Source organism: Microbacterium sp. KKR3/1, from assembly GCF_021272365.1.
Lineage (GTDB): Bacteria > Actinomycetota > Actinomycetes > Actinomycetales > Microbacteriaceae > Microbacterium > Microbacterium aurugineum.
Window position 1 is genome coordinate 1,695,059 of sequence record NZ_JAJSDW010000001.1, and the last position, 18,998, is coordinate 1,714,056.

Here is an 18,998-nt window from a genome sequence, read left to right on the forward strand (position 1 = left end):
ACGGATGCACCTCACCATCATAACCGGAATGGCGAGCTGTCACGAACCGGCGCCCGCATCGCCCGGAAAGGGTGACACTCGCCGACCGCTCGGTCCGCACGGATGCCACGATGAGCGTGCGACGACGCCCGCACCCGCCCCGGAGACTCTCCTCCGGCCCTCCGGCTCCCGCGCCGTCGACAGACGGGGGCGAGGTGCGATATGACGGGGATGCGAGAGTTCCAGACGGGTGCGACACCGACGTCCGGCACCGTCTTCGACGGGGTGTCGGGATACGTGATCATCTTCGCGCTGCTCGTCGTCTCCTACGCCTTGTGCGCGGCACAACGCGCCACGGATCCGAGCCCGTGGGCGTTCCTTGTCATCCTCGTGACGGTCGCCGTCGTGTTCCGCGTGACCGGGACACCGCCGATGATCCAGCACGTGGCCTGGGTGATCCTCTCGGCGGCCGGGCTCGCGACGATCATCACGGCGCTCAGCAGCGCGGGCGGGCACGTACTCGACATCGTGTTCTCGACCGCGACCATGGTCGCGCTCCTCGTGGCGCCGGTCGCGATCATCGGTCACCAGGTGAAGCGGCGTGGGCTCAACCTCGAAGCGCTCCTGGCAGCCATCACGGCCTACGTCTTCGTCGGCCTCTTCTTCACGTTCGCCTTCAACCTGCTCTCCCTCGTCTCCCCCGCCTCGATCTTCGACGGCACGGATGACGACTCGCTCGCCAACCAGCTCTTCTTCTCGTTCACGACGCTCACGACCACCGGTTACGGCAACCTCGTCCCCTCCACCGCGACGTCGCAGGCGGTCGCCGTCGCAGAAGCGATCACGGGACAGCTGTTCCTCATCACGGCGGTCGCGCGCATCATGCGCGGCGCAGGCGCTCGCGCGGGAGTCGCCGCCCCATCCAAGGAGTCACCATGAAGCGAGCGGGCGTCATCGCCGTCCTCGGCTCCGCGCAATTCGTGATGGTGCTCGACGGCACCGTGATGAACGTCTCGATCTCGACGGTGGTCGCCGACCTCGACACCACGGTCGCCGCGATGCAGAGCGCGATCACCTTCTACACGCTCACGATGGCGGCGTTCATGCTGCTCGGCGCGAAGCTGGGCGATGTGTGGGGACGCCGGCGAGCGTTCGTGATCGGGTCGTGCGTCTACGCGGCGGGCTCGCTGATCACGGCACTCAGTCCGAACGTGGGCCTCCTGTTCCTCGGGTGGTCGGTCGTCGAGGGACTCGGCGCCGTGCTGGTCATACCGGCTATTGCGGCACTCGTCGCGGACAACTATCAGGGGAACGACCGGATCGCCGCCTTCGCCATCATCGGCGCCGTGTCCGGTGCCGCGGTCGCCGCCGGACCTCTGATCGGCGGATTCGTGACGACCTACTTCGACTGGCGATACGTGTTCGCCGCCGAAGTGCTCATCATGATCGGCGTGGTGCTCTGCGCCCGGATCGTCACGGATCCGACCCCGAAGCGGAGCGGCCGCATCGACGCCCTCAGCATCGTGCTCTCCTCGGTGGGGCTCGTGTCCGTGGTGTTCGGGATGTTGCAGAGCAAGACCTGGGGTTGGATCCTGCCGCTGCACCCACCTTCGATCGGCGAGGTAACCATCGCACCTCTCGGCATCTCCCCCGCTGCGTGGTCCATCGTGTTCGGCGTCGCCGTCCTCGCCCTGTTCCTCGCGCGGCAGCGCATCCTCGAACGCACCGGCCGGGGACCGCTCGTGCACGTGAAGATGTTCTCGATCACCTCGCTCCGCAGCGGATTGTTCGTGCTCGGAGCTCAATACACGGTGACCGCCGGACTGTTCTTCATGATCCCCGTGTACTTGCAGATGACGCTCGGCCTCGACGCACTGGAGACGGGGATCCGGATCTTCCCGCTCTCGATCGCGCTCGTCGTGCTCTCGATCGTGGGAACCCGGATCTCGCGTGTGCTCTCTCCGCGGACGATCGTGCGGATCGGGCAGCTCATCCTCGTCATCAGTGCAGTGATCTTGCTCGGCTCGGCGACCAGCGATCTGCGCAGTGGACTCTTCGCCACCGGGATGTTCCTGTCCGGCGCGGCGCTCGGACTGCTCGCCTCACAACTCGGGAACGTGAACATGTCGAGCGTGACCGAGAAGGAGACGAGCGAGGTCGGCGGACTCCAGGGCGTGTTCCAGAACCTCGGCTCGTCGCTCGGAACGGCTCTCATCGGCTCGATCCTGATCGGTGCCCTCTCGACCTCATTCGCTTCCGGCGTCGCAGCGAGCGACCTGCCCGACACCACGAAGTCGACCGTGACGACGGCGACAGACCATGGGGTCACGATCGTGCCGGCGGCCGACGTGGCCGGCATCGCCGAGCGGGCCGGACTGAGCGATGCCGACGCCGACACGCTCGCGACGGTCTACCGCGACTCGCAGTTGTCGTCGCTGCGCATCGCCTTCTTCGGGCTCATCCTGATCAGCCTGGGATCGCTCTTCTTCTCGCGTGGCATACCCACCGAGGTGGCGGTACGACGACGGACGGGTTCGAGCGGCTGACGAAGGCGGCCACTTCGCCGTGGACCGTCCCGCGGCTCACTCCCCGGCGTTCGCCGCAGCCACCAGCTGCTCGATCTGCTCGAACGTGACGGGCAGCCCGGGGAATCCGGCGAGGCGGCCGATCGGGAACGACGCCATCATCTTCTGCATCGCGTCGTCGTTCGGCATCATCGACGCAGCAGCCGCATCGCCACCACCCATCAAGCCACCGAGGGCCTGCTGCACGATCGGCCCGGCGACCGGGTGGGACATCAGATCGCCGACCGAGGAGTTCATGGTCAGCTCCTGATGCACCGGGTCGCCCACGATCTCGACCGAGACGGTCGAGCGGAGGTCGCGGCTCGACGCAGCGACCTCGACCGTGTAGGTGCCGCTCTCGACGATCCAGCCATCGACGCGCACGTCCCAGTAGGCCAGGTCCTCGCGCCGGACGATGAGCTCGACGACGCGCGCCTCCCCTGCGCCGAGGGCGACGGACGCGAACGCCTTGAGTTCACGAGGAGCCCGCTGCACGATGGACTGCGCAGGGGCGACGTAGACCTGCACGACCTCACGGCCGTCGCGGTCGCCGGAGTTCGTGATCTCGACCCTCACGGTGATGTCGCCGTCCGTGCCGACCTCGGCCGTCGCAGGGCCGTACTCGAACGTCGTGTAAGAGAGCCCGTGGCCGAACGGGTAGGTGACATCCAGGCGCTTCGCGTCGTACCAGCGGTAGCCGACGAGCAGCCCTTCGCCGTAGCGCACATGCCCGAACTCTCCCGGGAAGTTGCCGTAGGAGGGGTTGTCCTCCAGCCGCACAGGAACGGTCTCGGTGAGCTTGCCGGAAGGGTTGACGACACCGTAGAGCACGTCGGCCACAGCGCCACCTCCGGCCTGCCCCAGCAGCCAGCTCTCGACGATGGTCGGCACACGGTCCGCGAAGGGAAGCGCCACCACTCCGCCGTTGGACAGCACCACCACCACGCGAGGGTTCGCCTCGAGCACAGCATCGAGCACCGCGAGTTGCGCCGCAGGAAGGTCGATGTGCTCGCGATCGAAACCCTCCGACTCCTCCGCGGCAGGCAGACCGAGGAAGAGCACGGCGACGTCGGCGGAGCCCGCCGCGTCGACAGCCTCGGCGCGGAGGTCATCAGCCGACCGTCCCTCTGCCGCGATGGCGCCGCCCTCGACCGCGAAACCGGGCGCGTACGTGACCTGCTCCCCGCCGAAGGCCCGCATCTCGTCCAGCGCCTTGTCGATCCGGGTGGGATTGATCAGCGATGAACCCGCCCCTTGGAAACGAGGTTCGGTCGCGAAGGCACCGATCACGGCGACCTTCTGGTCTTTCTGCAGAGGCAGCAGTGCGTCATCGTTCTTCAGCAGAACGATCGACCGTCCTGCGGCTTCGCGGGCGAGTGCATGGTGCGCGTCGACATCGAGGGGGCCTTCCGCGACCGGGCGCGCGCCCGCCTTGCGAACGAGGTCGATCGCGCGGTCGGCTGCGGTGTCGAGCACACTCTCGTCGAGGGTTCCCGCGCGCACCGCGGCGACGAGCTGCGCGTCCGTGCGTCCGCCGGAGGCGGGCATCTCCAGGTCGAGACCGGCAGCGACACCGACGACGCGATCATTCACGGCGCCCCAGTCCGAGACGACGAGACCGTCGAAGCCCCAGCCATCACGGAGCACGCTGGTGAGCAGCCAGGGATCCTCCGAGGTCCAGACCCCGTTGAGCTTGTTGTACGAGCACATGACGGTCCAGGGCGACGCGTCCTTCACGACACGCTCGAATCCGCGCAGGTAGATCTCGCGAAGCGGACGGGGGTCGACGTCGGAGCTCGCCCGCATGCGGTCGAACTCCTGGTTGTTCGCTGCGAAGTGCTTGAGCGAGGTGCCGACCCCTTGCGACTGGATGCCTCGGACCGAGGCGGCCCCGAGTACTCCGGAGACGATCGGGTCCTCGGAGAAGTACTCGAAGTTTCGTCCGCACAGCGGCGAGCGCTTGATGTTGATGCCGGGTCCGAGCACGACGGCGACGTCCTCGATCGCGGCCTCCACACCGATCGCCGCACCGACCCGCTCGATGAGTTCGGGGTCGAAGGAAGAGCCGATGCCGACAGCGGGCGGGAAGCACGTGGCCGGAACGCTGCCGGCGAGTCCGAGGTGGTCGGTGCTGCCCGCCTGCTTGCGAAGCCCATGAGGACCGTCGGTCATCATCACCGAGGGGATGCCGACCCGATCGACGGCTTTCGTGGTCCAGAAGTCCGCGCCGCTGGTGAGCGACGCCTTCTCCTCGAGGGTGAGGTCGGATGCCGAGATCTCGGTCATGGTCTTCCTTTCGCGGGGACAGCGATGTCTTGCGAAAACCTTACGTGATTCAGTATTAGATTTCAAACAACATTCAGGATTACGCTCGTGATCATGGTTCGACGAGGTTCATACGCGAAGGGCGTCGCGCGACGCGAGGAGATCCTCGAGAGCGCCCTCGACGTGATCGGGCGCAAGGGGTATCAGAACGCCTCGCTCAAGGAGATCGCCGAGGTGGTCGGTGTGACCCCCGCCGCACTGCTGCACTACTTCGGCTCGAAGGAGGAGCTCTTCACCGAGGTTCTCCGCAAGCGCGACGAGCACGACGGCCTGGATCCCTCCGTCGCCGGGGCCGCCGGAGCCCGCGACGGCTTCCTCGAGGTCATCCGCCACAACACGCAGGTGCCGGGGCTCGTCGCCCTCTTCTCCCGGTTGTCCGTGGATGCCGCCGATCCCGAGCATCCGGCCCACGCCTACTTCCTCGAGCGCAGCGAGCGCCTGCGCGGGACGATCGCGGAGAGCTTCGCCACCGAGGAGCAGCGTCCGGCGCTCGACCCCGAGACGCTGGCGCGGATCATCCAGGCCGCGTCGGACGGCCTCCAGCTGCAGTGGATGATCGACCCCTCGGTCGACATGCCCGGCATCATGACCGCGCTGATCGACACTCTCGCCCCCCGCCCCGCTCCCCACCCGTGACGCCGAGACCCCGCCTTCTCGTCGAGACCCCGCCCTGGGGGCGACAACGGCCGGGGGTCTCGGCGGGAGAGGGGGGTCTCGGCTAGCCCTTGACGGCTCCCCCCAACCCCGCCGAGCGCAGGAACACGGATTGGAACAGCAGGAACATGCCGATCGGGATGAGCGTCGCGATCGCAAGTGCGGCGAGGAACACATCCAGCTCGGTCTGCGACTGCACTGCCGGAAGACGGACCGACAGCGGCTGCACGGCGGGATCGGGCAGCACCAGCATCGGCCAGAGGTAGTCCTTCCAGGCCGCGATGATCGCGAACACGGAGACCACGCCGAGGATGGGCTTCGACATGGGCAGCACGATCGACCAGAACAGGCGGAAGGGGCCGGCACCATCGGTCCGCGCCGCCTCGAATACTTCGCGGGGCAGGCTGTCGAAGAACCGCTTCACCAGCAGGATGTTGAACGCGTTCGCGCCCATAGGCAGCCAGACCGCGAGGTAGTTGTTGAGCAGGCTCACATCCCCGAGGAGCGGTGGGTGGACGATCGTCAAGTACAGCGGCACGAGCAGCACGATGCCCGGGATGAACAGCGTCGCCAGCACCAGCGCGTTCAGGATCGGGGCGTACCGCGGCCTCAGCACCGAGAGCGCATAACCGCCGGTGGTCGCGATGAGCAGCTGGACGAACCAGGCGCCGAGCGCGATGATCACCGTGTTGAAGAAGTACTGATCGATGTGTATGTCGTTCCACGCAGTCGACAGGTTCTCCCAATCGGTCCCGTTCGGCCAGAGCGCGAACGGCTGCTGCAGCGTGTCCTGCGTCGGCGTGACGGCCGACTTCGCCAGCCACAGAATCGGCCCGAGTCCGGCGATCACCAGCCCGACGGTGAGGAACACATGCGTGAGCGACATGCCGACGCGGATGCCACGCCGCCGCCGCTCCGAGTCCGAGATGACGGTGCGGTCCCCGACGCGATCGGCGGCCTTCTCCGCTGCCTTCTCCGCCGCACGGGTCGAGAGGCGGGTGGTGAGACTCATGTCGTGCTCCAACGGTCGGTCAGCCTGAAGTACAGCCAGGAGAGCAGGGCGAGGACGATCGCGAGCAGGACCGAGACGGCCGTCGCCTCTCCGTAGTCGCCGCCCAGACTGTTGCGGAAGGCTTTGTCGTAGATGTACAGCAGCACGGTCTTGGTCGCCCCGGCAGGGCCGCCCCCGGTGAACAGGAACGGTTCGAGGAAGACCTGAGCGGTCGCGATGATCTGCAGGATCAGCATGATGAAGAGGATGCCGCGCAGCTGCGGCAGCGTGACGTGCCAGATCTTCTTCCAGATTCCGGCACCGTCCACCTCGGCGGCGTCGTAGAGCTCGGGCGGTACCCCCAGGAGCGCGGCGAGGTAGATGATGATCGAGCCTCCCGCTCCGGCCCAGGTGGCTTCCAGCACGAGGGACGGCATCGCCTGCACGGCATCCTGGATCCACGGTTGCGGGGGGATGCCGACATATCCGAGCACGGTGTTGAACACACCGGAAGGGTCGGCACTGTAGAAGAACTTCCACAGCAGTACGGCGACCACGGGCGGGATCACGACCGGGAGGTAGGCGAGGGCCGAGTAGATGCCTTTGCCGCGGCGCACCTCGCTCATCAGCACGGCCATCAGGAGCGGCAGCGGAAAACCGAAGAGCAGAGCAAGCACAGCGAACCACAGCGTGTTGATCACTGCTCGACCGAGTTCCGGATCACCGATCACCGCGACGTAGTTATCGAACCCGACCCATTCGGAGACGATCAGGTTCGTCTTCTGCAAACTCATGATCACGGACTGCACGATGGGCGACCATGAGAAGAAGACGAACACGAAGAGCATCGGGAGCACGAACAGGAGGTTCGCGAGCCCGCCGCCTCGGAACCACGTGAGCGGCGAGCGGCGACGGGAGGTGCGCACAGCGGGCGGCGGAGAATCCTCCACCGCCGCCCGCTGCTCGGAGAGCGTCATCGTCATGAAGCGTTACTCGTCGAGCTTCGCCTGCGCATCGGTCTGCGCCTGAGCGAGCAACGCGTCGATGTCGGCGTTCTGATCGGTGAGCACCTTCTGCACGACGGTGTCGAGGAGCGCGTAGACCTCCTGGGTCTTCACCTTCGGCTCACCGACCGGCGTCTGATCCCAGATACGGTCACTGAACGGCGCCATCTGTTCGACGGGCACGTTGATGTAGTCGGCGATCCACTCCTGCGACTCGTCGTACAGTTCGCGGCTGAGTACAGGCAGGAGCGGGGTGCCGACGGCCTGGCCCGACTCGTTCAGGGTCTTGGCGTCGAGGACGGCGGCGTCCTCATCCATCAACTTCTGCATGTAGTACCAGTCGATCCACGTCACCGCCGCCGCCTTCGTCGCGTCGTCGACCGTGGGGCTGATCACCGCGATGTCACCGCCGCCGAGGGTCCCGGGGTCGTCGCCCTCCATCGGCACGACGGTCATGCCGTAGATCGACGGCTCCATGCCGAAGTCGCGGACGAGAGCGGTGTAGATGTCGGAACCCGACGTGTACATGCCGATGTTGCCGGCAGCGAACTCCTGGTTGATCGTGCCCCAGTCGAGGTCGACCTTGGAACCGAACGAGCCGTCCTCCCACTTCACATCGTGCAGGAACTGCAGCGCGGCCGTGGTGGCGTCGTTGTCGATCGTCGACTCCGCCGTGCCGTCGCTGTTGTCGGTCTGCGTGCGACCCCCGCGCGCCACGGTCTGCGAGGTGAGCTGCCAGCCGCCCGTGTTGTTGATCGCCATCTGCGCGTAGCCGGCTTTGCCCGTCGCGTCGGTGATCGCCTTCGCGGCCGTGCGGATCTCGTCCCACGTCTGAGGCGGGTTGTCGGGATCGAGCCCCGCCGCCTCGAACAGGTCCCGGTTGTAGTGCAGCGCTGCTGCGTAGGCCTGGCGCGGGAAACCATAGATCTTCCCATCGGAGCCGGTGACCCCGTCGAGGATGATCGGATTGAACTTGTCTGTGTAGCCGAGCTCCTCGATCGCGTCGGTCACGTCCATCAGCTGCCCGTTCTCGAGCAGTGTCTTGGAGTCGGTGAAAGGCACGGTGAACACGTCGGGCAGGCTGCCACCGGCGAGCTGCACCGCGAACGTCGGGCCCTCCCACTCGTACTCGACGCCGATGATGTCGATGTCGGGGCGCTCCTTCTCGAACTGCTTCTCCTGGGCGGCGAACGCCTCATAGGCCGCGGCGTCGGCTCCCGGCGGGAACGTGGCGACGCGCAGCTCGGTCTTGCCATCGGCACCGTCATCGCCGCTCGGCGTGCAGCCGGCGAGTGCGCCGACCGTGGCGAGCACGGCGACGCCGGCGACCAGGGCTTTCGTTGGTGACTTCATTGTCAGTCCTTCCATGTGATGCGGATCGGGTGGTGCAGGGCTACTTGTGCGCTCGCGGAGAGCGCCCGGGAACGGCTCGAAGAGCGAGCCAGGCAGTGGAGTCGGGAGGCAGTGCGCCACCGTCGAGGAGCGTGCTGGCGAGCAGCACCTCATGGTGCGCGGGCAGCGGAACCGGCACCGCGCCGAGGTTGGTGATGCTGACCGTGCCGTCGCCGCGACGGAACGCGAGGACATCGGCGCCGAGCTCGAGCCACTCCAGTTCGCTTCCGGCGAAGTCGTCGATGCGTCGGCGCACCGCGATCGCCGCACGGTAGAGGTTCAACGTCGAGCCCGGGTCGGCGTCCTGGGCCTCGACCGAAAGCCCCGCCCAATCGGCAGGTTGCGGGAGCCACGGCGCTCCGCCGAACCCGTAGGGGCTCGACGCGCCCGCCCACGGCAGCGGCACGCGGCAGCCGTCCCGTCCGGGGTCGACACCGCCGGAGCGGAAGTGCATCGGATCCTCGATCACGTCGAGCGGAAGCTCCACCTCCGGGAGGCCGAGCTCGTCCCCTTGATAGATGTAGAGGCTCCCGGGGAGGGCGGCGACCAGCAGCGCCGCGGCCCGCGCTCGGCGCGCTCCCCGCTCCACGTCGGTCGCGGTGCCGCGCCGCTTGCGCTCGAAGGCGAACGAGGAGTCCGCCTGCCCGTAGCGCGTCACCGGACGCGTCACGTCATGGTTGGAGAGCACCCACGTGGCCGGAGCTCCGACCGGCTCGTGCTCGGCAAGGGTGCGGGTGATGGAGTCGCGCATCGCTCGCGCGCTCCACGGCTGCGTCATGAACCCGAAGTTGAAGGCCGTATGCATCTCCCCCGGACGCAGATAGCGAGCGAATCGCTCTGCATCGTCGAGCCAGACTTCGCCGACGAGCACCCGCTCGCCGTCGTACTCGTCAGCGACGGCACGCCAGTCACGGTAGATGTCGTGCAACTCGTCACGATCGATGTGCGGGTGCCCCGCCGTCGGAGTGCAGCCGGCGGGGAGGTCGGGCAGAGCCGGGTCCTTGACCGGAAGGGCGGCGGAGTCGATGCGGACGCCCGCGACGCCTCGGTCGAACCAGAAACGCAGGACGTCCTCGTGCTCGCGGCGCACGTCGATGTGGTTCCAGTTGAGGTCGGGCTGCTCGGGAGTGAACAGGTGCAGGTACCACTCGCCGGGGGTTCCGTCGGGATTGTGCGTGCGCGTCCACGTCTCGCCCTGGAAGCTGGAGACCCAATTGGTGGGGATGCCGGAGCCGTCGGCGCCCCGACCGGGGTGGAACCAGAAGCGCTCGCGCTCGACACTGCCCGGCCCTGCGGCCAGTGCCTGCTGGAACCACTCGTGCTGGTTCGAGATGTGGTTCGGCACGATGTCGACGATCGTGCGGATGCCGAGTTCGAGCGCCTCCGCGATGAGCTGCTCGGCCTCTTCGAGGGTGCCGAAACGGGGGTCGATGCGCCGGTAGTCCTGCACGTCATAGCCGCCATCGGCGAGCGGACTCTGGTACCACGGCGTGAACCAGAGCGCATCGACCCCGAGGCTCTTGAGGTATCCGAGGCGGGAGCGCACGCCGGCGAGATCGCCGATGCCGTCGCCGTTGCCGTCCGCGAAGCTGCGCACGTACACCTGATAGATGACGGCCGTGCGCCACCACCCCTCACCCGCGGGCATCGTCAGGGTGCGGGCAGGTGCCGCGCTGCGCAGAACATCAGTGTCCACGGAACTCCTCGTCGTCGGGGGGCGATGAGTTGAATGTAGCTTTTCCGTGCTCCTAACGCAAGAAGTAAACGAGATGTTGGAAATTTGCGATGCGCTACGGGCGCACGAAGCCGTTCGTCGCGACGCCGGTGCGCCTCCCGGTCAGGCCAGCGGACCCGTCGAAGACCGCAGGACCAACTCGGGCTCGAACAGCAGCTCGTCGCTCGGCCGCGAGGTTCCGGCGATCTGTGCGAGCAGCAGCGCGATCACGGCGCGCCCCATCGACTCGATCGGTTGCCGCACGGTCGTCAACGGTGGCTCGGTGCAGCTCATCAGCGCCGAGTCGTCGAAGCCGACGATGCTCACGTCACCGGGAACCGCGAGCCCCGCCCGCCGCGCGGCGCGCACCGCGCCGAGGGCCATCGGATCACTCGCGCAGACGATCGCCGTGGCCCCGGCGGCGAAGAGCCGCGCCGCGCCGGCCTGTCCCGATTCGAGCGAGTACATGCCGCGCACCACGAGTTCTTCGGACAGCGGCTCACCGAGCTTCTCCAGCAGACGACGCGCAGACTCGAGCTTGCGCTGCGACGGGACGTGATCGTCGGGCCCCAGGAGGAGACCGATGCGTCGATGCCCGAGCTGATGCACGTGGAGCACCGCCTGTTCGGCCGCCGCCGCGTCGTCGGTCGAGACTGTCGCGAACTGCAGCTCGGGCACGCGGGCGTTCACGAGAACCGTCGGCAGGTTCACCTGGCGCAGCCGCTCATAGTGCTCGTGCGCGGCATCCGCCTGTGTGTAGTTTCCGCCGAGGAAGATCACTCCCGAGACCTGCTGCGCGAGAAGCAGGTCGACGTAGTCCGACTCCGTCACGCCGCCCGCGTTCTGCGTGCACAACAGAGGCGTGTACCCGTTCTGAGTGAGCGCGCCACCGACGATCTCGGCGAAGGCGGGGAAGATCGGATTCTGCAACTCGGGGAGCACCAGACCCACCAGACGCGCCCGCTCGCCGCGAAGCTTCGTCGGCCGTTCGTATCCGAGCACGTCGAGCGCGGTCAGAACCGCTTGCCGCGTGGCATCGGAGACCCCCGGCTTGTCGTTGAGCACACGGCTGACCGTGGCTTCGCTCACTCCGACCTTGCGCGCCACCTCGGCGAGTCGCTTCGACATGGGGTCAGCTTACGCAAATCCTTGCAAGACTGCGCAAGCGAATTGCACGGAGCGCAGGCGTCTCAGCGGACGTTGCCGTTGGAGCAGGTCGTCTGCGCGGCCGAGTTGCCCTTGATCGAGTCGGGCAACGCCACCACGGTGTCCGGGGTGGCCGTGGGATCCGGCGTGGCCTCGGTGACGGGCTCGGTGGGCTCCTGCACGATCACGCCGTCGTTGCTGGTGTTCTGGTGCGTGATCTGCAGCTGCGCGTTCGCCTCGATCGCATCCCAGAGGGCTGCGGCGGCCTCCTGGTTCGGGACGACCTTGTTCGGGTCGGCGTAGTCCGCCCCGGTCGGGTACTGCACGAAGACGATGTCCTCGAACGGCACCGATTTCACCGCGAGCGCGATCTGCACGAGCGTCATCGGGTTGTTCGCCAACGAGGTGCTGGCTTCCAGATTGCTGAGCGCGGTGTTGGCGAGCTTGAGCATGACCGGGACGTTACCGAGCACCTCACCACTGATCATCTTGCGGGCGAGGCTCGACATGTACTGCTGCTGGTTGCCGATGCGGCCGAGGTCGCTACCGTCACCGACACCGTGGCGCGTCCGCAGGAACTGGAGGGCCTGCAGGCCTTCGACAGTGTGCGTGCCCGCGGCCATGTCGAGGCCGGTGTAGCGGTCCTTGATCGGGTTGGCGAGGCATACGTCGACGCCGCCGATCGCGTTGGTGATCTCGATCACGCCGCCGAAGGTGACGGAGGCCGCGAACTGGATCTCTTGATCGGTCAGTTCCGAGATCGTCTTGACGACGCAGTTGAGGCCACCGTCGGTGTACGCGGTGTTGAGCGGCTGCTTACTCATCGCCGAGCGGACGTTGCCCTCGTCGTCCAGGCACTCCGGGATCGGGATCATCAGATCGCGGGGGAAGCTCACGACAGTGATACGACGGGGCTCCTGAGAGACGTGCACCAGGAGATTCACGTCGTTGAGGGTGCCCTCGGAGTCACTTCCTGTGCACCGTTCGCCGAACAGACCCGCGTACTTCTCTTCGCAGGTGTCGACGCCGGTCAGGACGAGGTTGAACCCCTCCTCGTACTCGCCGATGTCCGGCGGGACCGCCTCCTGGCCCTCGAGGTCGACGGCGTTCGCGGCGACCGTACTGGAGAAGTCGTACGCGATGTAAGCCGCGACGCCGAACCCACTGACGAGCACCACCGCCAGACCGATCGCGATGAGCTTCAACAGCTGGTTGACGGGACCGGGGGTCGCCAGCTGACCGTGTCGCGCGACCGTGCGGCGGCGGCGGTGGTTCTCGCTCACTCGGGGCCTTTCGGATTCAGCGCCGGTGAGGGGCCACCGTGCTCAGCTGCGGAGGGTGTGGGATTCGAACCCACGAGACATCTCTGCCCACTGGTTTTCAAGACCAGCTCCATCGGCCGCTCGGACAACCCTCCTCGACAGACACATCTGTCGACAAGGCGTGAGTCTAGCCGAGTTCTATTCTCCCGTGCTGACCTGGGCGGGTGCTGGAAGCGTGTCGAGGGCCTGCGCCAGTCCGCCGTCCTGTACGTCTGCGGTGACCTCGCTCGCGGCATCCTTCACTTCCGCGGGGGCCTGACCCATCGCCACGGCCCGTCCGTCGAGAGCACGCGCCCAGCCGAACATACCGATGTCGTTGCGACCGTCGCCGGCGACGAGGATGCGCCCTCCGTCGAGTCCCAGTTCGGTGCGCACCTGCTCCAGTGCGGTCCCCTTGTCGACGCCCTGCGGGGCGATGTCCAGCCAGGCCGTCCAACCGATCGCGTACGAGACCTCGTTGAGACCGGCATCCGAGACGAGCCGATGGAAGTCGTCCTCGTCGTGCCCGGGCGAGACGACCACGATGCGCGACACCGGGAGTCGGCCGAGCTCCTCGAAGTCGACCTGGCGACCGCCGTCGAGCGTCCAGTCGTCGAGCTGCTCGGTGTACAGCCGCTGCCCGGAAGCGAGCTCGACCATGTACCGGGCCTCGGGCAGGCGGTCGCGCAGCAGTCCGAGAACGGGGGTCGGGTCGAACGTCTCGACACTCCAGCGCTCCCAGTCGTCTCCGTCGCGACGCATCGTGACCGCGCCGTTGGAGCACACGACATAATCCGCGGTGAGGCCGAGCTCCTCGACGTAGCGCCGCGTCGCCATCCAGCTGCGCCCAGTCGCGATCGTGACCACGTGTCCGGCGTCGCGAACCCGCGCGATCGCTTCGGGAACTCCGGGACTCATGGTCTCGTCCTGCAGCAGGATCGTTCCGTCGACGTCGAGACCGACGAGCCAGGATGCCGTCACCGAGCTGCCCGCCCCTCGTCGAGCGGCCGGATCACGTCGAGGCCGCCGAGGTACGGGCGCAGAACCTCGGGCACCCGCACCGAGCCGTCGGCCTGCTGATGCGTCTCGAGCAGTGCGACGATCCAGCGGGTGGTGGCGAGCGTTCCGTTGAGCGTGGCGACGTGCTGCGTCTTCGCCGCGCCTTCTGACGCGTCGACCGCCGGCCGGTAGCGGACGTCCAGGCGGCGGGCCTGGAACGTGGTGCAGTTCGAGGTCGACGTGAGTTCACGGAACGCGCCTTGAGTGGGCACCCACGCTTCGATGTCGTACTTGCGTGCGGCGCTCGACCCGAGGTCTCCCGCGGCGACGTCGATCACGCGATAAGCGAGACCGAGCGAGGTCAGCATCTCCTCCTGCAGGGCGACGAGGCGAAGGTGCTCGGCCTCGGCGTCTTCCGCGGTCGTGTAGACGAACATCTCGAGCTTGTTGAACTGGTGCACGCGGATGATGCCGCGGGTGTCCTTGCCGTGGGAGCCGGCCTCGCGCCGGTAGCACGTCGACCACCCCGCGTAGCGGAGGGCGCCATCGCCGAGATCGACGATCTCGTCCTTGTGGTACCCGGCGAGCGCGACCTCACTGGTGCCGACCAGATAGAGATCGTCGTCCTTGTCGAGGTGATAGACCTCGTCGGCGTGCTCGCCGAGGAAGCCGGTCCCCTGCATGATCTCGGGGCGCACGAGGGTCGGCGTGATCAACGGCACGAAACCGTTCTGCAGCGCCTTGTCGAGCGCGAGGTTCATGAGCGCGATCTCGAGGCGCGCGCCGATGCCGCGCAGGAAGTAGAACCGCGCGCCGGAGACCTTCGCGCCGCGCTCCATGTCGATGGCGCCGAGAAGCTCGCCGAGCTCGAGGTGGTCGCGCGGCTCGAAGTCGAAGGCGGGTACGTCTCCGACCCGGCGCAACTCGACGAAGTCGGCCTCACCGCCGGCCGGCACCCCGTCGATCACGACGTTCTCGATCCGGGCGAGCGCAGCGGATGCCGCGTCGGCTGCGTCGTTCGCCGCGTGCTGGGCCTGCTTGACGCGCTCCGCCAAGTCCTTGGCCTGCGCGACGAGCGCCGCCTTCTCTTCCTTCGGGGCTTTCGCGACCTGCTTGCCGAAAGCGTTCTGCTCCGCACGCAACTCCTCGAAGGCGGACAGCGCAGCCCTCCGCGATCGATCGGCCTCGAGTGCGACGTCGACGGTGCTCTGGTCGTTTCCACGAGCAGCCTGCGAACGGCGGACGGTCTCCGGTTCTTCGCGGAGGAGTGCGAGGTCGATCATCTTCCAAGTCTACGGTGCGGCGGACGCCACCCCTCGGCCACACGGATGCGCGCAGTCCGCGAGACGCGGCATCGCGGATTAGAGTAGCGCCATGACCACGCCCGCCCTCGTCCGACGACAGGCGGCACTCGTCTACAACCCGATCAAGGTCGACGGGAAGCACCTCCGTGAAGCCGTGAGGGACCTGTCCCGCGAAGCGGGGTGGGAACACCCGGCCTTCTACCCGACGACGGTGGAGGATGCCGGACAGCAGGCCACTGCGCAGGCCCTCGAACGCGGCGTCGACGTCGTCCTGGTGGCGGGCGGCGACGGCACGGTCCGCGCCGTGTCCGAAGCGATCGCGAACACCGGAGTCCCGTTGGCGATCCTGCCCAGCGGCACCGGGAATCTCCTCGCCCGCAACCTCGGACTTCCGCTCGCCGACCCGACGGAGATGATCCGAGCCGCTCTCGGCGGCTTCCGGCACCCGATCGACATCGGCTGGGCGCGCCTGACCAGAGCCGACGGCGAGGAGCAGGAACACGCCTTCGTGGTGCTCGCCGGCATGGGCCTGGATGCGGACATGATCGCGAACACCCGCTCGAACCTGAAGAAGTCGGTCGGATGGATCGCGTACGTCGACGGCGCCGCGCGGTCACTGCCCCGCGCGAAGCCCTTCCGTGCGGTCTACCAGGTCGATGACGGCCGCCTGCATTCGCATCGCGCGTACAGCCTGCTCTTCGCGAACTGCGGGACCCTTCCCGCCGGCATCGCGCTGATCCCTGACGGGTCGATCACCGACGCATCCCTCGACATCGCCGTCATCAAACCCACCGGGGTCCTCGGATGGTTCGCCGTCTGGCGCAAGATCTGGTGGGACAACTCGGTGCTGCGGCGCTTCCGTGCCGGGCGTCGCGTGCTCGAACGTCGCGGCAAGAACGCCTCGGTGCACTACTTCCACGGGGCAGCCGCCGAAGCAGCTGTGCCCGGTCCGATCCCGATCGAACTCGACGGGGATGAATTCGGTGAAGCCGTGCGGATCACCTGCTGGGCCGACCCGGGAGCGCTCCTGCTCGCGCTTCCCCCCGACCACCCGGTGCACATGCTCTGAGAGCGACCGCGACGCTACCGGACCTCGACCGTTCCGTCGAGACCGCCGCCGACGAGCGTCAGTGTGAAGGTGCCGTCGTCCTCGACGGTGTCGTCACCGAACGCGAGCATGGTCGCCCGCGGCCCCATGTCCATCGTGCAGACCTGATCGTCATCGGTGACGAAGGTGGCGGTGCCGGAGGTGCCGGAGCCCTCGAGAGACTCCACCACCGGGATACAGCTCGAGGACCCCCAGGTGAGCAGCACGAGAGCACCGTCGTCGAACCACCCGGCGGTCGGCTGGTACTCGGTCGACCCTCCTGGCGTTCCTGCGGCAGCGGGGTCGCCGTCGAGGTCGATGTCGTCGGTGAGATCGCCGTAGGTGACGTTCAGGGTGATGTCCTTCGTCGGGTCCACGCCTTCGGGCAGGGCGCCGAGGCTCGCCCGCGGAGCGAGATCGGCCGTGCACGGCTTCTCCGCTTCCGCGGCCGGATCCGCCAGGGTCACGGTCACGGTCTGGCCCTCGCCCGTGACCTGGTCCACCTGCGGCACGCAGGTCGAGGATCCCCACGTGACGACCGCGAACATGCGGCCGTCATCGAGCAGGGCGCCCTCCATGTCGTTCTGATCGTCGACGTTTCCGGCGCTCGGAGCCGGTGAACTCGTCGGGGTGTCCGAACCCGGCCCGGCGGTGCACCCTGCGACGAGGAACGCGGCGGCGACGAGGCCGACGACGGAGGCGAGGGGACGCAGCGCGGAGGTCATGCACACAGAGTATCCCGCGCCACGATCACCCGGAAGGCACTCGCGTGCTACTGCAGGGCGGAGGTGAGACGCGCCAGGTTGTCGAGCACGGTGGAGCGCAGCGGCTGCTGCATCCACTCCTCGAGGGTCAGCTCGCGACTGAGCGAGCGGTACTTGTCCTCGACTTCGCGCATCTCGGCGACGAACTCCTCGCCCCGCACCAGCATCGAGACTTCGAGGTTCAGACCGAAGGAGCGCATGTCCATGTTGCTGGACCCGATGACCGCGACCCCGTCGTCGATCGTGAGCGTCTTGGTGTGCAGGATGTACGGCTTGCGATACATCCAGATCCGCACGCCGGCCTTGAGCAGCACCTCGTAGTAGCTGCGTTGGGCGTGGTACACCATCGCCTGATCGCCCTCCTCCGACACGAAGAGCTCCACGTGGACGCCTCGGTCGACGGCTGCGGTCACCGCCAGCAGGAGCGCTTCGTCGGGGACGAAGTAGGGGCTGACGATCATGATCTTCTTCTTGGCCGCGTACAGCAGCCCGAGGAAGAGCCGGAGGTTGTTCTCGACCTCGAACCCCGGTCCCGACGGCACGACCTGGCAGTCGAGGTCGCCCGAGCCGATGTTCGCATGGGCGATGTCGATCCCCTCGAGGACCGTATCGGTCTCGCTGTACCAGTCGGCCACGAAGATCGCGTTGACACTCAGAACCACGGGACCGTCCAGACGGACCATGAGGTCGACCCAGTGCAGACCGCGCTTGATGTTCTTCGGCAGGTTGTACGTCGAGTCCGTGATGTTCTGCGAGCCAAGGAACGCGATGTTGCCGTCGACGACCAGGAGCTTGCGGTGATTGCGCAGGTCAGGACGCTGCATCTTGCCCTTGAACGGCTGCACGGGGAGCATCAGATGCCAGTCGGCGCCCATGGCGTCGAGACGGGCGATGGTCTGCTTGTACCGGGGCTTGCCGCGGTTGGCCCAGTGATCGAGGAGGACTCTCACCTCGACGCCACGCGCCGAGACCTCTTCGAGCGCTCGGAAGAAATTGTCCGTCGACGCATCCGCTTGCAGGATGTAGAACTCGACGTGCACGTACTCCTGAGCGGTGCGGATGGCCTCGGCCATCTCGTCGAGGGACTCCTGGTAGTCCGAGATCAGGTGGGCGCCGTTGTCACCCGAGAGCGGCAGCGCGCCGAGCTTCTGATTCATCTGGACGATGGGCCCCAACCACTCGGGGGCGTTCGGACGCAGAGTCCCGAAGTGCAGGTGCTCACTCGTCTGGGCGATGTATTCGTTGATCTGGTCCTGCTTGCGCCGCCGGGCACGCGGGAGCCGTGGGTTTCCGATCAGCAGGAAGAGGAACACGCCGACGAACGGGATGAAGAAGACCGCGAGGAGCCAGGCCATCGCGGCCGTCGGTCGGCGATTGCGCGGGATGACGATGATCGCCGTCACGCGGATGACGATGTCGAGGGCCACGAGGAAGGCGGCTATCCACCAGCCCCAGGTCTCCGCGGTCATCGTGTCCCCTCACACCGTGGTGACGATCACCTCGGACTCACACCGGAGCCGGTGTGCTGGCTTCACAGTAGCGGATGGGTCGGACTCAGACGCGCGGCGGGAGGCCGCGCGCCGCGCGCTCTTCGGCCTCGATCTGCGCGTGGACCTTGCGCTCTTTGCGATCGAAGCGGAGGATGCCGCGGAGCACGAAGACGAACACGATGCTCACTCCGACGGTCGGCAGGAGAGACCATGCCGCGGCGAGCCAGAAGTTGTCCATCACCCCATGGTACGCGAGCCACTCTTCGTGCACATTCCCGCTCTTT

The 18,998-nt window shown here is 67.2% G+C and carries 16 protein-coding genes and 1 tRNA gene; 4 read left to right on the forward strand and 13 right to left on the reverse strand.

The features are described 5' to 3' along the window. Positions 1–201 precede the first annotated feature (201 nt). Together LVJ59_RS08175 and LVJ59_RS08180 are read left to right on the forward strand one after the other, a co-directional pair. Positions 202–918 (forward strand): ion channel, encoded by a 717-nt coding sequence (locus LVJ59_RS08175; protein WP_232762625.1) that lies wholly within the window; start codon positions 202–204, stop codon positions 916–918. After that, positions 915–2,525 carry an MFS transporter gene (locus LVJ59_RS08180; RefSeq protein WP_232762626.1) on the forward strand — a complete coding sequence of 537 codons (1,611 nt, stop codon included), beginning with the start codon at positions 915–917 and terminating at the stop codon, positions 2,523–2,525. Before LVJ59_RS08175 ends, LVJ59_RS08180 begins: the two co-directional genes overlap by 4 nt. A 36-nt stretch (positions 2,526–2,561) precedes the next feature. Here LVJ59_RS08180 and LVJ59_RS08185 read toward each other — a convergent pair whose 3' ends face one another. Further along, on the reverse strand, positions 2,562–4,829 hold the full coding sequence (locus LVJ59_RS08185; RefSeq protein WP_232762627.1) for a glycoside hydrolase family 3 C-terminal domain-containing protein: 2,268 nt from the start codon (positions 4,827–4,829) through the stop codon (positions 2,562–2,564). 93 nt (positions 4,830–4,922) lie between these two features. On the opposite strand from LVJ59_RS08185, the gene LVJ59_RS08190 reads away from it, so the two are divergent. Next, on the forward strand, positions 4,923–5,504 hold the full coding sequence (locus LVJ59_RS08190) for a TetR/AcrR family transcriptional regulator (protein WP_232762628.1): 582 nt from the start codon (positions 4,923–4,925) through the stop codon (positions 5,502–5,504). Positions 5,505–5,586: 82 nt separating this feature from the next. On the opposite strand, the gene LVJ59_RS08195 is transcribed toward LVJ59_RS08190, so the two are convergent. The 9 genes from LVJ59_RS08195 to serS all read right to left on the reverse strand — a co-directional run bounded on the left by LVJ59_RS08195 (position 5,587) and on the right by serS (position 15,352). Next, a complete protein-coding gene (locus LVJ59_RS08195) occupies positions 5,587–6,534 on the reverse strand; it encodes a carbohydrate ABC transporter permease (protein ID WP_232762629.1) in 948 nt (315 codons plus the stop codon). Next, positions 6,531–7,496 (reverse strand): carbohydrate ABC transporter permease, encoded by a 966-nt coding sequence (locus LVJ59_RS08200; RefSeq protein WP_194239344.1) that lies wholly within the window; start codon positions 7,494–7,496, stop codon positions 6,531–6,533. The genes LVJ59_RS08195 and LVJ59_RS08200 overlap by 4 nt, the downstream gene beginning before the upstream one ends. A gap of 6 nt (positions 7,497–7,502) precedes the next feature. Continuing rightward, entirely contained in the window at positions 7,503–8,870 is a 1,368-nt protein-coding gene (locus LVJ59_RS08205; RefSeq protein WP_232762630.1) for an ABC transporter substrate-binding protein, read from the reverse strand. Positions 8,871–8,910: 40 nt separating this feature from the next. After that, on the reverse strand, positions 8,911–10,557 hold the full coding sequence (locus LVJ59_RS08210) for a glycoside hydrolase family 13 protein (protein WP_232763167.1): 1,647 nt from the start codon (positions 10,555–10,557) through the stop codon (positions 8,911–8,913). A gap of 189 nt (positions 10,558–10,746) precedes the next feature. Further along, positions 10,747–11,751, reverse strand: a complete 1,005-nt coding sequence (locus tag LVJ59_RS08215; RefSeq protein WP_131492918.1) for a LacI family DNA-binding transcriptional regulator — start codon at positions 11,749–11,751, stop codon at positions 10,747–10,749. Between the two features lie 62 nt (positions 11,752–11,813). Continuing rightward, the gene (locus LVJ59_RS08220; RefSeq protein WP_232762631.1) at positions 11,814–13,052 is read right to left on the reverse strand and encodes an LCP family protein; all 1,239 of its coding nucleotides are present in this window, start codon (positions 13,050–13,052) and stop codon (positions 11,814–11,816) included. Between the two features lie 49 nt (positions 13,053–13,101). Next, positions 13,102–13,186 (reverse strand) — tRNA-Ser (locus tag LVJ59_RS08225). 43 nt (positions 13,187–13,229) lie between these two features. Beyond that, on the reverse strand, positions 13,230–14,051 hold the full coding sequence (locus tag LVJ59_RS08230) for an HAD family hydrolase (protein ID WP_232762632.1): 822 nt from the start codon (positions 14,049–14,051) through the stop codon (positions 13,230–13,232). After that, positions 14,048–15,352, reverse strand: coding sequence for a serine--tRNA ligase (gene serS / locus LVJ59_RS08235; RefSeq protein ID WP_131492924.1), 1,305 nt, complete (start codon positions 15,350–15,352; stop codon positions 14,048–14,050). The genes LVJ59_RS08230 and serS overlap by 4 nt, the downstream gene beginning before the upstream one ends. 91 nt (positions 15,353–15,443) lie before the next feature. Between serS and LVJ59_RS08240 the strand changes: the two genes are divergently transcribed. Beyond that, positions 15,444–16,442: a diacylglycerol kinase family protein gene (locus LVJ59_RS08240; protein WP_232762633.1), complete on the forward strand. Its 999-nt coding sequence runs from the start codon at positions 15,444–15,446 to the stop codon at positions 16,440–16,442. Positions 16,443–16,456: 14 nt separating this feature from the next. Here LVJ59_RS08240 and LVJ59_RS08245 read toward each other — a convergent pair whose 3' ends face one another. The 3 genes from LVJ59_RS08245 to LVJ59_RS08255 form a co-directional block, all read right to left on the reverse strand. Then, positions 16,457–17,185, reverse strand: a complete 729-nt coding sequence (locus LVJ59_RS08245; protein ID WP_232762634.1) for a hypothetical protein — start codon at positions 17,183–17,185, stop codon at positions 16,457–16,459. A gap of 47 nt (positions 17,186–17,232) precedes the next feature. Next, a complete protein-coding gene (gene cls, locus LVJ59_RS08250) occupies positions 17,233–18,693 on the reverse strand; it encodes a cardiolipin synthase (protein WP_131492927.1) in 1,461 nt (486 codons plus the stop codon). An 85-nt stretch (positions 18,694–18,778) separates the two neighbouring features. Continuing rightward, the gene (locus LVJ59_RS08255; protein ID WP_165875449.1) at positions 18,779–18,952 is read right to left on the reverse strand and encodes a hypothetical protein; all 174 of its coding nucleotides are present in this window, start codon (positions 18,950–18,952) and stop codon (positions 18,779–18,781) included. Between the last annotated feature and the right edge of the window lie 46 nt (positions 18,953–18,998).